The 15,642-nt window shown below is 38.6% G+C and carries 16 protein-coding genes and 1 tRNA gene; 14 read left to right on the top strand and 3 right to left on the bottom strand.

All coding sequences use genetic code 11. The features are described 5' to 3' along the window. Positions 1 to 21: 21 nt before the first annotated feature. Entirely contained in the window at positions 22 to 450 is a 429-nt protein-coding gene (locus N2K84_RS06355) for an START-like domain-containing protein (RefSeq protein ID WP_282590947.1), read from the bottom strand. A gap of 158 nt (positions 451 to 608) precedes the next feature. Here N2K84_RS06355 and N2K84_RS06350 point away from each other — a divergent pair. The 4 genes from N2K84_RS06350 (at position 609) to N2K84_RS06340 (ending at position 2,083) form a co-directional block, all read left to right on the top strand. Then, a tRNA-Met gene (locus N2K84_RS06350) sits at positions 609 to 682 on the top strand. 224 nt (positions 683 to 906) lie between these two features. Then, the gene (locus tag N2K84_RS20520; protein ID WP_428221982.1) at positions 907 to 1,350 is read left to right on the top strand and encodes an ISAon1 family transposase N-terminal region protein; all 444 of its coding nucleotides are present in this window, start codon (positions 907 to 909) and stop codon (positions 1,348 to 1,350) included. After that, entirely contained in the window at positions 1,347 to 1,544 is a 198-nt protein-coding gene (locus N2K84_RS06345) for a hypothetical protein (protein ID WP_282590946.1), read from the top strand. The genes N2K84_RS20520 and N2K84_RS06345 overlap by 4 nt, the downstream gene beginning before the upstream one ends. Continuing rightward, the gene (locus tag N2K84_RS06340) at positions 1,544 to 2,083 is read left to right on the top strand and encodes a transposase (protein WP_282590945.1); all 540 of its coding nucleotides are present in this window, start codon (positions 1,544 to 1,546) and stop codon (positions 2,081 to 2,083) included. The genes N2K84_RS06345 and N2K84_RS06340 overlap by 1 nt, the downstream gene beginning before the upstream one ends. Before the next feature lie 195 nt (positions 2,084 to 2,278). Here N2K84_RS06340 and N2K84_RS06335 read toward each other — a convergent pair whose 3' ends face one another. Together N2K84_RS06335 and N2K84_RS06330 are read right to left on the bottom strand one after the other, a co-directional pair. After that, positions 2,279 to 2,608, bottom strand: coding sequence for a DUF4907 domain-containing protein (locus N2K84_RS06335; protein ID WP_282590944.1), 330 nt, complete (start codon positions 2,606 to 2,608; stop codon positions 2,279 to 2,281). Beyond that, entirely contained in the window at positions 2,601 to 3,047 is a 447-nt protein-coding gene (locus N2K84_RS06330) for a Kelch repeat-containing protein (protein ID WP_282590943.1), read from the bottom strand. The genes N2K84_RS06335 and N2K84_RS06330 overlap by 8 nt, the downstream gene beginning before the upstream one ends. Before the next feature lie 526 nt (positions 3,048 to 3,573). Here N2K84_RS06330 and N2K84_RS06325 point away from each other — a divergent pair. From N2K84_RS06325 to N2K84_RS06280, 10 genes are all read left to right on the top strand, one after another. Beyond that, entirely contained in the window at positions 3,574 to 4,623 is a 1,050-nt protein-coding gene (locus N2K84_RS06325) for a sensor histidine kinase (RefSeq protein ID WP_282590942.1), read from the top strand. Beyond that, on the top strand, positions 4,604 to 5,365 hold the full coding sequence (locus N2K84_RS06320) for a LytR/AlgR family response regulator transcription factor (RefSeq protein WP_282590941.1): 762 nt from the start codon (positions 4,604 to 4,606) through the stop codon (positions 5,363 to 5,365). Before N2K84_RS06325 ends, N2K84_RS06320 begins: the two co-directional genes overlap by 20 nt. A gap of 105 nt (positions 5,366 to 5,470) precedes the next feature. Beyond that, complete coding sequence (locus N2K84_RS06315; RefSeq protein ID WP_282590940.1) at positions 5,471 to 7,798, top strand: TonB-dependent receptor; 2,328 nt, start codon at positions 5,471 to 5,473, stop codon at positions 7,796 to 7,798. 3 nt (positions 7,799 to 7,801) lie between these two features. Beyond that, entirely contained in the window at positions 7,802 to 8,620 is an 819-nt protein-coding gene (locus N2K84_RS06310) for a DUF4249 domain-containing protein (protein ID WP_282590939.1), read from the top strand. Positions 8,621 to 8,765: 145 nt separating this feature from the next. Beyond that, positions 8,766 to 10,037 (top strand): TolC family protein, encoded by a 1,272-nt coding sequence (locus tag N2K84_RS06305; protein ID WP_282590938.1) that lies wholly within the window; start codon positions 8,766 to 8,768, stop codon positions 10,035 to 10,037. Positions 10,038 to 10,059: 22 nt separating this feature from the next. Next, positions 10,060 to 11,112 (top strand): efflux RND transporter periplasmic adaptor subunit, encoded by a 1,053-nt coding sequence (locus N2K84_RS06300; protein ID WP_282590937.1) that lies wholly within the window; start codon positions 10,060 to 10,062, stop codon positions 11,110 to 11,112. A 45-nt stretch (positions 11,113 to 11,157) separates the two neighbouring features. Continuing rightward, a complete protein-coding gene (locus N2K84_RS06295) occupies positions 11,158 to 11,904 on the top strand; it encodes an ABC transporter ATP-binding protein (RefSeq protein ID WP_282590936.1) in 747 nt (248 codons plus the stop codon). Then, the gene (locus N2K84_RS06290) at positions 11,894 to 13,108 is read left to right on the top strand and encodes an ABC transporter permease (protein ID WP_282590935.1); all 1,215 of its coding nucleotides are present in this window, start codon (positions 11,894 to 11,896) and stop codon (positions 13,106 to 13,108) included. Before N2K84_RS06295 ends, N2K84_RS06290 begins: the two co-directional genes overlap by 11 nt. 43 nt (positions 13,109 to 13,151) lie before the next feature. After that, entirely contained in the window at positions 13,152 to 14,375 is a 1,224-nt protein-coding gene (locus N2K84_RS06285; protein WP_282590934.1) for an ABC transporter permease, read from the top strand. A gap of 560 nt (positions 14,376 to 14,935) precedes the next feature. Then, a complete protein-coding gene (locus tag N2K84_RS06280) occupies positions 14,936 to 15,247 on the top strand; it encodes a hypothetical protein (protein WP_282590933.1) in 312 nt (103 codons plus the stop codon). Positions 15,248 to 15,642 lie beyond the last annotated feature (395 nt).

The raw sequence follows: 15,642 nt of genomic DNA, 5'->3' as shown, positions 1-15,642 counted from the left end.
GAGAATTTAAAAGAAAATCCTTTAGCAACCAAGTACGCGTCTCAGATCGGCTATCTGAGAATTCCAGAGGTCAACGGCCTCATCTTCCTCTCCTTGCTCGGCAAAGTCGGTCACAACCAAGGAAACGTCACCGGTAAGTTCATCTTTATTGATCCGGAACTCAAAGTAGGTTTCATCATCATCTTCCTCGGGATTGATCCAATTAAAACGCACGTGTTTCCCGTCGCGGCTTTGCACCATCTCGGCCACCTGCTCCGATCCTTCCCAAATAAAGGTATACACCTTTCCTCTTACATGCACATCATCGGCAAACCATTCAGACAGGCCGGAAGCACTGCTTAAACGATTATACAACACAGCGGGGGAACAATTGATCGAATACTCGAGTTGAATTTTTGCTTTGGTAGTCATGGTTGTTTTGTTTGTTGCAATATAGGTATTATCGTTCATTTAATCAATTAGATTGAGAACTGTGAAATAAAAAAATAAAAAATTACTTGGAATTGGTGGAAATTAAACACTATATTTGCACCGCAATTTTGGAATAGCGACAACGGTTGCACCCGCTCAAAAAACAGAATTGAACTAAATTGCAAAGTCAACTTAATGGCGAGGTAGCTCAGCTGGTTAGAGCGCATGATTCATAATCATGAGGTCGGCGGATCATGCCCGCCTCTCGCTACTGATAATGAAGGAGTTATAAAGATTAAATTTGTAGCTCCTTTTTATTTGCACGCATTTTGCACACAGATAGCGGATCCCGGATCACTTCAAAGAGTAGGTGGAGTAAAAAAATTAGTAGATCTTTGCCTGGTTTTTTTAGACAACAGCCATGGGATCGGCGCAAAGTCAATACAACCAGCTTATCAAAGCCATTCTACCGGAAGAATTGTTTGATTATTTTAGATTGCCGATGTACAAATCAAGGATAAGACAATTGATGTTTATCTGGATGAGATGAACGTTGCTCCTCCGGCGTACAAACATGTTAAGCTTAGCTCAACAGGGTTTCATGCTCCGGTAACCGTACAACCAATACGAGGAAGGGCGGTGTTTCTTCGTATAAGGAGGCGGAAATGGAAGGTTGAAGAGACAGGGGCAAATCATCAGCAACAACTGGGATACAACAGCAGAAGGAACGCGTTACACAAAAAGTTTCGCGTCTTTTTTAAAAGGAATAGGTGGACAACTACCCGATCAGTAGCAATAGTTTTGAAAAATTTTATTTCATCGATGGCGATCATTTTGGGCAGCAATATAAGGAGCATTTTAGCGATTATCCCGGGTGAGATCAGAAAGACCATGCCGAAGACTGGCTGCTGTTTCCCGACAATAGCGGGGCACAGTTGAGCCTTAACGAGAGATCCCTGTCGAACGGGGAACTTAACACGATATTGACCAACAAAGCAGCTAAAGGGCGAAAAGGTGCATTGGGCGCCATGATTAAAGGGACAAAGTCGGAATCAGTTATTGATATCTTGATGAAAATCCCCAAAAAGTTACGCGATAAGGTTGATGAAATCACCCTTGATATAGCCGGATAATGAACCTGATTGTAAAACATTGTTTTACCAAGCCAACAAAGGTTATCGAGCGTTTCCATGTACAGAAACTGGCCTATGTAGCCCTACAGGATGTGCCTTTTCGATTTGACAACGGGGATACAAAAAGACAACTCCTCGCCCGGAGCAGATACCTGCTTTTCAAGTCAGCCGACAAATGGTCCAATACACAAAAGGAAAGAGCAAAGATCCTGTTTGCCCAATATCCCGGCATCAAACAAGCTTATAGCCTGACCCTTTCTCTGCGAATGATCCTTTCACTTACAAAAGACAAAGGTGCCAGCTTGGCGAAGCTGGCAATATGGTACAACCAGATAACTGATTCAGGCTTTGAATCTTTTAACACAATCTCTGCAACTATCTATACCCATTACACGGAAATATTGAACTTCTTTGATAACCGTAGTACCAATGCCTCAGCTGAATCCTTCAACGCTAAACTTAAAGCTTTCAGAGCAGTTTTGAGAGGGGTGAACGATGTTAAATATTTCCTTTTCAGAGTCTCTAAAATTTATGCTTGAAAATTTAATCCACCGGAAATATCACCTGATCCCCGTTATTGATATGCAAAAACTTTTATCCATTTTCTCGAGAGATGGTCAATTTCTTTTATGAGATATTCAAATGTATTTATTGATGCTTTTGATACGTGCTGAGAATAATCAATTTGTGGAGAAAATCGAATAGAAAGAAAATCAAAATGCCCAGATAGTTCTTTATTGGGGAGAGAAATAAAAAACATGAAGGCTGTCAAGCTCATTTACAGTTAATGAAGGATGCTGATCGTCATTTATTTTTTTTAATACCAACTGGCCGATTTTTTCAGCGTCTTCTTTGGTTGAAAACGACTGATTTCCGGGAACAGCCGGAATGATACCCTGGTGGATAACAACGTGATCACTCTTTTTCACCACGTAACCCCATCCTTTTTCAGTTTGAAACACTTCGAGCTTCGGCTTTGAATCTCGCTGGCAACTAAAGAGTAATAATCCGCCAACTAGCAGGATTATTACTCTTTTAAGTTTCATTGACTTCCAATTAGTCATATTCATTCATTTCTGAACTTGGTTCAAAACGCCAAACATCATCAAAATAATAGCCGCTATTTCGGCCTGTCATGATGTATCCAATATTGTTTATCGTGAACCCAACGGCCTCAGTGCGGTCGGCTCCGCCGCTACCGTCCTCAGCCAACTCGGTTTTTTCTTCCCATAAGTCGGTGGCAGGATTATATTCCCATACGTCACCACCTGTTGTACTTCGACCACCTGTGGCAACATAGCCCATTCCGTTCATCACAAAAGTCACCGCATTAATTCGAACAATGGCATAGTCATCGTCGTAATCTTCATCCGTTGCATCCGAAATGTCTCTCAACCGAGTCCAGCTATCCGCGGTAGGATCATATTTCCAGAAATCATCTTCGTAAATTCCATTATTGATGCCTCCGAATACGTATCCAATTTCATCGATTACAAAAGACAAAATATTATGGAGTTCGTTCTGCGCAACCTAAAGAGAACCCGACACATGAATTGCTCTTGTTTTCCAAAGAATTTATTTTTAGTAACGACTCGCTGCGCATTTTTATTTACAATGTACTGAATACCATGCAGATCTATATCCAACAAGTGATTTTGCAAGGACAAGCCCCAACAGAGTTGACCGCAACCGTAGATTCCAAAAATGTATCACTTATTTTCATTGAGACTATCCTCGTGTTGGTAATGAAATCGAAGTTATCTGGTTATAAGTTAGATACTGAAGAAGAAGGACGTAGGTAATATACTACGACAAATGAGCCTACTCCGAAAAGCCAATTAAAACGGTCTTGCAAAGCCTTACAAAAAAAATTCTTTTACTTTTAAAAAGTCGATTTGAAAACCAATCCGGTTCTTATTACTAAACTAAAATGTTCGCTCTGCAATATGTCCATTACAAGGTAAATTTTGCCTGCTTTGGTATTGCAACACAATTTCTATCAAGGAATAAAATATAAATTTGCATTGTAATGAAAATAGATTCAAACATCAAAAAACTTTTGCTTGTTACACTTTATACCTCGCCTTTAATAGGGATTCTGGCTATTACTCCAATATTCATTATAAGGGCTGTATCTTATAATATATATCCCAAGGCAGTTTTATCAATTACATTAATCATCTTTTTTGCCTGGATAATAAATATTGCCATTCATTATTTCCTGGGAATACTTGAATACAGAAAAAAAAATTTCAACAGACTAAGATACTTGATAAGCTATTTGCTATCTGTCAGTTTCATCATGTTTGCAATCAGAATGCGTAAAATAATTTTTTCTACGATTAACACAGCCAGCGAGATAACCGAATCCCATTCTCCTTACGCAATTATAGTTATGGCAATTTCACTGAATACCGTGATCCTAATTCTCATGGATTTACTATTACTCCGAGAAAAGAAAACGAAAATTGAGATTGAAAATGCTCAACTAAAACAAAAAAACAGCGAAGCCATGTATCAACAGTTAAAACAGCAAATACATCCTCATTTTTTGTTTAACTCATTGAATACGCTTAAAGCTCTAATAAATAAATCGCCTGATGTTGCAGAAGATTATCTCATAAAGTTGTCAGATTTTTTACGGGTGTCAGTCTCTACAGAAAACAACAATATTGTACAAATAAAAGATGAAATAAAATTATGCCTAGATTACTTAAAAATGCAAAAAATCAGGTACGGTGGAGCTTTGAAGTTCAATATAGATATTCCCAAAGAAATTCAACAAACAGGGTTTGTCCCTGTATTCTCGCTTCAATTATTGTCGGAAAATGCGATCAAACATAATGCTTTAACTAACGAATCACCCTTACAAATACAGATAAAATATGATGAAGGCAGTATTACCGTGATCAACAACCTACAGCCTAAATTAGTCACAGAAACAACAACTGGTTTAGGCCTGACGAATCTTGCCGAACGATACAAAATTTTGTCGGGTGATGTAGTTATTATTCGCACAACAGGCAACCAATTTTCAGTAAGTATTAAAATTCTGAGGAATGAAAATAGTAATCATTGAAGATGAACACCATACAGCCGACAATTTGGCCGCGACCATTTTAGAAGTTGATAATGAGGTACAAATCATGGCAAGTATAAGGTCGGTAAAGGAAGGTGTTGCCTACTTTCGAAACAATGAAAGACCGGATTTAATATTTTGTGATATTCAGCTGGGCGATGGCCTAAGCTTTGAAATATTTAATAAAACTCCAATAAAATCTCCTGTAATTTTCTGTACGGCTTATGATGAATATGCCTTGAAGGCATTTAAAGTAAACGGAATAGACTACATATTAAAACCGTTTACAAAAAAAGCAATACAGGAATCACTAAAAAAATACATGGATTTAAGTGCTAGTTTTGCTAATAACGCACCGTCATACAAAACAATACTTGAACTATTGGAAGGTAAAAGAAATCAAAAACAGGTTTCAGTTTTAGTTTACCAAAAAGACAATATTATTCCGGTAAAACTTGATGATATCGCACTATTTTACATTAAATATGAAGTTACACATCTCATAGCTTTTGACCAAAAACCATACTCCGTAAATAAGACGCTTGAAGAACTGGAAAAAATTACAGGAAATGATTTTTACCGGGCAAACCGACAATTTTTAATCAACCGAAAAGCCATTACCAATGCATCGCAGTATTTTGCCCGTAAGTTATCGGTAAGCCTTATTATACCTTTCAAAGAAAAAATAATTATAAGCAAAGAAAAATCCAGAGATTTTCTAAACTGGTTATCAGGCAATTAAAAACCAGTGAAATTCTATTTTCACTCCTCTTTTTGTCCGCTTCGGTTATTTTTTATTAAAAATGCAGGTGCCTGTTTATAGTTTTGCCCCTTCAAAATAAAAAAGATGAAAAAAAGGGGATTGTTTATTCTAGCCATATTCTGCTTATTTGCTTTTTCTATGTACGCTCAAACAAAATACACCATAAGTGGTTATGTAAAAGACGAAAAAACAGGAGAAGAATTAATTGGTGCCACAATATTTATTAGAGAACTACAAACTGTTGGCACAGTTACTAATGCTTATGGTTTTTATTCCATCACAACTACTGAAGGTGACTACACAGTTACTGCCCAGTTTATAGGATATGAACCACAATCGGTTACAATAGCGTTAAGAAAAAACTCCAAATCTAATTTCACACTTAATGAAAATGTGAACGAACTTGAAGAAGTGGTTGTAAGTGCAGAAAGGCAAGATGAAAATATTACCAAAATACAAATGGGAGTTGAAAAAATAAATGTAAAAACGATAGAAAAAATTCCTGTATTATTTGGTGAAAAAGATATCCTCAAAGCCATTCAGTTGATGCCAGGAGTAAAGGCAGCCGGGGAAGGGAATAGTGGATTTTATGTTCGTGGCGGCGCTGCAGATCAAAATTTGATTTTATTGGATGAAGCGACGGTTTACAACGCCTCACACCTGTTGGGTTTCTTTTCTGTGTTCAATTCCGATGCATTAAAAGACGTGACCCTTTATAAAGGAAGCCAACCATCCGAATATGGTGGTCGCCTCTCTTCTGTATTAGACATTAAGATGCAGGAGGGTAGCAATCAAAAATTCGGAGTCGAAGGAGGTATTGGTTTGATTTCTTCACGTTTAAAGATTGATGGGCCAATAGAAAAAGACAAAGGTTCTTTTACTATCTCAGGAAGAAGAACTTACGCAGATCTGTTTCTTAAGCTTTCGAAATATAGTTCTGTAAATCAATCAAAGCTATATTTTTATGATTTAAATGCCAAGGCAAACTATCACATAAATAAAAAAAACAGGATTCTTATCTCTGGTTATTTTGGCCGGGATGTACTCGGTTTCGAAGATCGGATTGGAGTTGACTGGGGAAATATTACCGGAACGCTAAGGTGGAATCATCTAATCAATGATAAAATATTCGCAAATACTTCTGTTATTTTCAGCAATTACGATTACAACATTCACACAGATTTTGGAAGTACAGAGGGGGATATTATTTCAAGGATACAGAACTACAACATTAAACAAGACTTCCAATTTTTCAAAAATTCGAAAAATAAATACAAGTTTGGGTTTAACTCTATTTATCACAACATAATACCAGGCGTTATTACGGCCGAAACCGATTACTCCATTAGTGAATTAGATCTCCCTCACAAGTATGCATGGGAAAATGCAGTTTACATTTCTCATGAATACAAACCTGACAACCTGCTCGGAATTGAGTATGGCATCCGCCTGTCGAGCTTTAGCACATTGGGTCCGGGAGAATTTTACTCTTACAATTCATCGGGTGAAACTACATACATCACAACTTATGGTTCAGGAGAGTTTGTAAAAACATATTTAAACATTGAACCGCGCCTCGCTATCAAATATATCATCAACACTAAAAGTTCTTTTAAAGCAATGTATGGAAGAAATACCCAGAATCTGCACTTAATTTCAAATTCTACTTCAGGTAACCCCACCGATTTATGGATACCCAGCAGTAACAATGTAAAACCAGAAATTGCCGATCAATTTTCACTAGGTTATTTCCGGAACTCCAAAAACAATACCTATGAATTTTCTACGGAAATTTATTACAAATACCTGCAAAACCAGATTGATTACAAAGATGGAGCGGAGCTACGGTTTAACGAAAGCGTAGAATCACAGTTACTCTTTGGAATGGGTAGGGCGTATGGCATGGAATTTTCCCTCAGGAAAAAATACGGAAAATTAAACGGTTGGATTGGCTATACCTTGGCCCGCACCGAAAAAAAAATAGATGAGATAAATAATGGAGAATATTATCCTTCAAAGCAAGACAGAACACATGACATTTCTATTGTGGGTATTTATGATCTTTCCAAAAAGATAACTCTGTCGGCCTCGTGGGTATATTACACAGGCAATGCAGTTACCTTTCCAAGCGGGAAATATGAAGTGGCCGGTCAGGTAGTAAATTATTACACTGAGCGTAATGGCTATCGTATGCCTGCTTATCATCGCCTTGACCTTGGGATGACCTTGCAACGAAAAAAAACGGAAAAGTTTGAATCAAGCTGGAATTTTTCATTATACAATGCTTATGGCCGTGAAAATGCCTATTCTATAACTTTTCAGGAAGATCCCAGTGATCCCTTAAAAACGCAGGCAGTTCAAACAACCTTGTTCCGTTGGATTCCTTCAATTACGTACAACTTTAAATTCTAAATAATGAAAAGGCATATATTAAAATTCACGATTGAGGCTGTTTTTATTTTTTTATTTTTCTCTTGCGAAAAAGTAATTGAGATAGACCTGAATATCTCCGAACCTAAAATTGTTATTGAAAGCGAAATATCAAACCAGCCAGGACCTTATACCGTTAGGCTCACGGAAACCGTAAACTTCAGGGAAGAAAATGCGTTTCCCACTTTATCAAAAGCCACAGTAAGAATTTATGATGATGCCGGAAATACAGAAACACTTACTGAAACCATCACTGGATTTTATAATGCAAACGCTATCCAGGGAACACCTGGCAGGACTTATACCCTTGAAGTTACAACTGGTGAGAATACTTACAAAGCTGTTTCAACAATGCCTCCACCTGTAAACATTGATACATTGACTGTTGAAAATACCGGTAGTTTTGGTCCTGCCGGAAATGGTGAAACCATTAATGTTCAATTTACTGATCCCACAGGGAAAAACAATTACTACCGCTTTGTCTTAATAATTAATGGCATTGAACAGGATGGTGTTTTTATTGACAATGATGAGTTACAAGATGGTGAAATTAAAAACCTTCTTTTAACAAATTATTCTGAGAACACAAAGCTAAATACAGGAGATTATGTAACCGTATTACTTCAAACTCTTGATAAAAGCACGTATGAATATTTCAGAACTCTCCGACAGATAAGCGGAAGCGAGGGAGGTCCTATGGAGCAGTCAACATCACCTGCCAACCCTATCTCTAATATTAATAATGGTGCATTGGGTTATTTCAATACTTGTGCAGTAACATCCAAATCAATTATAATTCCATAAAGGTTCTAAAACCGGCTTTTGTAAAGTTTAACGCAATTCATTTTTTATTTCACCTCCTTTTTTGTCCGTTTCGCCATACTTTTGCTTTCACAGCCACAACAACCGGTTTAATTTTGAACAATAACAATCGTAAAAAAAATATTTTATGAGAAAATTGTTTGTCCAAACCTTATTCATTGCATTGCTTATTTCTCCACCGCTTTTGTATGCTCAAAATGAAATATACAACAGGTTGAGTTTAGAAGAATGTATTAAAACGGGGCTTCAAAATAATCCGGCGATTCTATCTTCTCAATTTTTTGTGGAAGAAACCCAAACAAAAATCGATGAAGCCCACTCGGGTTATTATCCAAAGGTAAACCTGAACTCGAATGCCACGACCTATTCAAACAACAATGGCAGCCAGCGTTATGAAAATTATAACACGGGCATTTCAGCGTCCTATAATTTATTTAACGGATACAGGACAAAAGCAGGCTACAATGCAGCAAAGGATAATTATGAGGCAAACATTTTTCAGCACGAATCCATTAAACAGGATTTGGTCCTCAATATTACCTATGCATATTATAAAACATTACAGGCAGAACGTATCCTGAAAAGTACTGAAGAAGCGGTGAAAAATTCTCAGTTGCATTTAGATTTTGCCAATGCCAGAAATATTGCCGGTATGGCAACCCGTTCCGATATTCTTAAATCGGAGGTCGAACTTTCAAATGCCGAACTGGAAAAGATAAAAGCAACCAATTCGCTCCTTGCAGCCAAAGGAAACCTGAATCAATTAATGGGATTGCCCTCAAACAATGCAGTAGAAATTGTCGATGACCTTTCGGAACTGAATGAAAACCCGGTACAATCGTATGATTCGCTTTTTGCCGAAGCAATGGAATCGCGCGTGGAGGTCAAAAGGTTTTATTCATTATTGAACGCACAGCAAAATTATATTCAGCTTGCCAAAGGTGAATATTTCCCTTCGCTTGATGCCAATGCAAATTACAATTTTGCCGGAGAAAAGATATCGGGCATGCAGCAAAACTGGTGGCTGGGAATGACACTTACCATACCTGTTTTTAAAGGATTTTCAACCAAAGCCCGGGTAGCGGGGGAAGAAATAGCCCTAAAAGGGCTTGAGAAAGATTTTGAAGCTTTAAAACAACAAATCGGTCAGGAAATCTGGGATGCCTTCCTGGCGGTGAATGAATCTTCCGAAAGAGTGATGACAACATCCAAAGGACTGGAAAGTGCCAGGGAAAACCTGTCTCTTTCTGAAGGAGAATACAAAGAAGGCACTGGTTCAATCATTCAGCTAACCGATGCCCAGACGACATTTGTCGCAGCAGAGCAGAATTATATACAAGCTGTTGCTGATTATAAAATATCACTTGCTGAATTGAGAAGAACAACCGGAAATTTATAAATACTGATAAAAAGGGAATAAAATGAAAAAATCGTATTGGTTAATTGTATTACTGATATTAATTGCAGCTTTGTTTTTTGTTTGGTTTTACGTTTTTAAACCAAACGATAAAAATGAAAAAAAAATACAAACTACTGAAGTTGTAAGAAGAGACATTGGCTCAACAGTCCTTGCAACGGGAATAATAAAACCGCAGGTTGGGGCCGAGGTAAAAGTCGGCTCACGGGTTTCAGGGGTTGTCAAAAAATTACGGGCCAATATCGGTGATTATGTTCAGGCAGGACAGGTTATTGCTGAACTTGACAACGCCGAACTCCAGGCAAAACTAAACCAGAACATCGCAGCGATGAATAAAGCCGAGGCAGATTATGAATATGCAAAGTTAAATTTGGACAGGCAAAAATCGTTGCTCGAACAAAACTATATTTCTCAACAACAGTACGACATCGCAGAAAATACCTTCAAAATTTCAGGGACCCAGCTAAAACAGGCTGAAGCAAATGTGGAAGTTGCCAAAGTACAGTTGTCGTACACCACAATTTACGCGTTAACATCTGGAATTATTTCTTCTGTTTCCACACAGGAAGGAGAAACCGTTTTGGCCGGCCTGTCAGCCCCTACTTTTGTAAATATCATCGATTTGAACCGGCTTGAAGTACAGGTTTATGTAGATGAAACGGATATCGGGAAAATTTTCACAGGCCAGGAAGTAACCTTTACCGTTGATACTTACACCGACACCGACTTTAAAGGAAAAGTAACAGCCATCTACCCAAAGGCAGTTATTCAGGATAACGTGGTAAATTATATTGTAGTGGTTGAGATAGAAGATTTTCAGGATAAAATACTCAGGCCTGAAATGACTACGACAGTGACAATATATTTAGAATCCAGAAAAGATGTTCTTACCGTTCCTTCCCGGGCTATCACAAGGGAGAAGGGTGAAAGATTCGTTACAGTAGTTGATGGGGATGCACGAATAAATAAAAAAATCAAAACCGGCTGGTATGATAGCAGTTACACGGAAGTTACTGAAGGGCTTAAAGAAGGCGAAACCATTCTGCTGCCGGAATAAATTTTAATGTCTCATTAAATCAAAAAAATAACAGGAGGAAAACAGATGAATAACGTTGTTATTAAAGCCGAAAGGCTAAGCAAAATTTACAACAAGGAAGCCAGTGGCGAGGTGGTTGCCGTACGCGATGTTTCGCTTGAAATTCATAAAGGCGAACTTATTGCAATAATGGGGACTTCCGGCTCGGGTAAATCCACCTTGATGAATATCATCGGGTGTCTGGACAAACCGACAAATGGCTCGCTGTATTTCGATGAAGCCGAGGTAAGTAAACTGAACGATGAAGCGCTTGCCAGGGTCAGGAATAAAAAAATCGGTTTTGTTTTTCAGGCGTACAACCTGCTGGCACGTACCAGTGCATTGGAAAACGTGGAATTGCCATTGATTTATTCCGACAGGTCAAATATCAGGAAACTTGCCAAAGATGCACTGATTGCAGTGGGGCTTGAAGGCAGGATGCACCATCATCCCGGCGAATTATCCGGAGGCCAGCAACAACGTGTTGCCATTGCCCGTGCCCTGGTGAACGACCCGGAAATCATCCTCGCTGATGAACCAACCGGGAATCTTGATACAAAATCGAGTTATGAGATTATGTCTTTGTTTCAGAGACTAAACGATGAAGGCAGAACAATCGTACTGGTCACACATGAGCAGGATATTGCCGAACATGCCAAAAGGATAATTAAAATTTCCGATGGTATTATTGTCAGTGATGAGTTAAATGAATCGCCAAGAAATGCAACAAACGAACTTAGTAAATTAGTAGAGGAGGTGACAGATGAAAACTAAAAGGATAATTTTAAGTGCGTTAAAAAGCCTGGGTAAAAACAAACTCCGTTCGTTTCTGATGATGATTGGGATAATTATCGGGATTATTGCGTTAACCATTATAGTTTCAGTTGGTTTTGGCGCAAAAGGACTGGTAATGGAAAGGGTTAATAAATTTGGCACTGAAAGCCTTATGGTATTTGCCGGGGGCGGAGTTCAGCTATCACAGATGAATGCAAATCAAGGCAGTACAACCTTAAAGGCCGAAGATGCTGAATATTTGGAACGTGAAATCTCCGAAATTGATGGAGTGGCTCCCTTTAGCCGTAAAGGAAATTCGGAGTTAAAATATTTTGAAAAATCTCATTCATCTGCTGTATTTGGAATAACCCCTGCGTATGCTATGATTTGGAACTGGGATGTTACAGAAGGTGATTTTATTACCGACGAAGATATGAATACACTCAACCGTGTTTGTTTAATTGGGCCAACGGTACAAAAAGAACTTTTTGGTGATACTTACCCCATCGGAGAACAAATCAGAATCGGCAACATCCAATTTGAAGTAAAAGGCATTCTTGAAGCAAAGGGAACAAGCCCGGGAGGGGGTGATATGGATAACCGTATTATGATACCACTTACCACCTTTATGCGTCGTGTTGCCAATATTGACTATTTATCCGGCGTTAAAGTTTTGCTGCACAATCCTAAGGATATAGATGTAACGGTTGATAAAATTAGTCAAATTTTACGCGAACGGCACAGCCTTGCAGAAGGCGTACCCAATGATTTTACCGTTATCACTCCTACCGAAGTAACAAAAATGGCAGAGAAAGTTTCAGGCACCTTTAATATATTTCTGGCGTTGCTTGCAGGTTTGTCTTTGATAACGGGAGGATTTGTGATTACAAACATCATGACTATCTCTGTGAATGAAAGAAAAAAAGAGATTGGATTGAGAAAGGCTGTTGGCGCCAGCAGTAAAAAAATTGTTGCCCAATTTCTGGTTGAGGCACTTGCGGTAACTATATCAGGAGGTATAATTGGCATTGTTCTCGGCGGCGCGGGCGCAATAATCCTAGGAATTGTGATGCAAATGCCTGTTTCTGTCTCATGGGAAAGTATTTTGGTGGGAGTAGTATCTTCAAGTGCTGTTGGGATTTTTGCAGGTATTCAGCCAGCAAAAAAGGCGGCACGGCTGAACCCCATAGAAGCCTTAAAATAATGGTGCTTATGTGGGCAGTTCAGGCAAATGAATTAATATAACCATGAAAATATCAAAAAGTATAAAAATATCACGTAGTCAATTACTATCTAATAAGTTAAGAACTTTTTTCTCTTTGATAGGGGTTATTATTGGTGTTTCGGCTGTAATTATTATGGTTGCCATTGGCAATGGCGCTCAGAATGAAGTGCTAAGCAAAATAGAATCAATGGGGACAAATCTTATTATTGTAAATACCGGGCAGGTGCAAAAAAATGTAGGAAGGCAACAAATAAGAGGAACGGTTACCAGTTTGACCCTCAGGGATGTTGACATGCTGGCATCGGAATGTCCTGATGTAAGAATGGCTGCTCCCGTTCAAACAAAAAAGATGCAGGTAAAATGGGAAAATTTAAGCACCAACACAACCATTACAGGAACCACTTCCGATTATCAGGCTATCAGAAATTTCCAGGTTGAAAAGGGCAATTTTTTTACGGAAGAAGAAGATAAAGCCTATCTTAGAGTTGCTGTGTTGGGCCAAACAGTGGTAAATAATTTATTTGATGGAAGAAATCCGGTTGGTGAAACAATAAGGATTGGACGAATTCCTTTTTCAGTTATCGGGGTTATGGAGCCCAAAGGGTCAGACCTTAATGGAGTTGATCAGGATGACCAGATATTTATCCCGATTCAAACAGCATTGCGCCGGGTCTTTAATCTGAATTATATCAATACAATTAATGTTCAGGCCGCTTCAATCGAAGAAATGGACAATGCCACCGGCCAAATATCTGAAGTGTTGCGCGAACAACACCGGTTAAACAAACAAAACAAACCCGATGATTTTACCATTCAGAACCAAATAGAGCTGTTGGAAACCCAAAAAGAGACAACCGGTACTTTTACGGCACTTATCGTAAGTACGGCAGGGGTTTCTTTACTTGTAGGTGGAATTGGTATTCTCGCCATCATGTTAATTGCAATAAGGGAAAGAATCAATGAAATTGGCTTGCGTATGGCAGTAGGTGCAAGCAAAAAAGATATATTACTTCAATTTGTAATTGAATCTTCCATTCTTAGCATCGCGGGTGGAATAATTGGTATTGTTACCGGAGTTTTGGCTTCGGTTGTCATTATTCTTGCCACTGACTGGACTTTGAACATCTCTATTCCGTCCATAATATATTCGTTCCTGTTTTCATTGGCCGTTGGTTTATTCTTCGGGGTTTATCCTGCACTTAAAGCATCCAGGCTCGATCCGATTGACGCATTGAGGAGTGAATAAATGGTTCCGGAATAATCAACCAGCAGTTTATCACGGGCTTTCGATATAACCTTTCCGCTTGCTTTCCCTCACCGGATGCCGAATCACAACCCCATTCACATCGGGTACAAAAAACGAATGATCTCCCCTAGCATTTCAGATTTCCACCTGAAAGAATCTCAGTACCTGATCATACATCTCCATAGATGTGATAAAGACAATTTGGATTATACTGGGACAACAAGCTTTTCAGGCTTTCCGATACCCATTAGATGCTACAAATATCAGGTTCTCGGACTCTGCTGGAATTTCCTGCTTGATCTGGGATTATTCCTTCAAAGCTAGTTGATCAGGTTAAGGAAGAAGCAGAAAATCAATTCAATACGAGACAGTTGCAATACATAAAGACGTCCACAAACATTTTCTACTCTTTCGCAGAACTTTACTCAGCATTTAAGGTGCTGCAATTGATTTCCCTGTTTGAATCAATCAAACGCACGTTGAATAATTTCCCAAGAGTAATAACGGTCAGCAAAAATATTCGAGCAAGATGTTGCAGAGTTAATTAATTTGCAAACCACATGAGTGTCCCAAAAATATTTTTAATAATAATAATCATCGGACTACTGATCATACCAGCAACTATTCAAGCCCAGTCTACACTCAATATTGGGATTCTTAAGGATGCAGATATCAATGAATTTGAACTTCTCAGCACCCAATTAAAGCTTGAGATAGAAGCAATAACTGAGATTGGTGACCGTGTGACTTTTAAAGAAGTGACTTCAGCGTGGGATTACGAATTAGTTGTGGTCGAAAGAAATTTTAAAGGACGGCCTTTTATTAGGCCAAAAATCAAGGAACTGAAAATTGATGGGAGTAACCCCTATTGATCAGTTCCGGATTTCCACCACATTCCTTTACAAAAACGGCTATCCATCTCTCCCACAATTCAATGGCGAATCTTCTTTTTGCTGTTTTATAACCCAATCCGTTGAGCTTTTTGTAGAGCTGCAATAACATGGCGGCGCTAAGTGTCATATACAGCATGACTGTTATCCCGTTCTTGCTGACAGAGATAAAATGACTGGCATTAAGCTCTTGTTTTATAAAGCGGAAGCAATTATGGAGAGCTCTCCATAAGGCATTTAAATGGATCAAACAGCATCTTAAAGTGAAAAGCTTTTGGGGCCATACCCTTAATGCTGTAAAAACACAACTCTATTGTGCAATTACCACATATTGTTTGGTGCCATTATAAGCAAAGAACTGAAAATAGACCGTTCAA

Source organism: Gaoshiqia sediminis, assembly GCF_025907915.1.
Classification (GTDB): domain Bacteria; phylum Bacteroidota; class Bacteroidia; order Bacteroidales; family Prolixibacteraceae; genus Gaoshiqia; species Gaoshiqia sediminis.
This window is presented reverse-complemented; position numbering and strand designations above follow the sequence as displayed.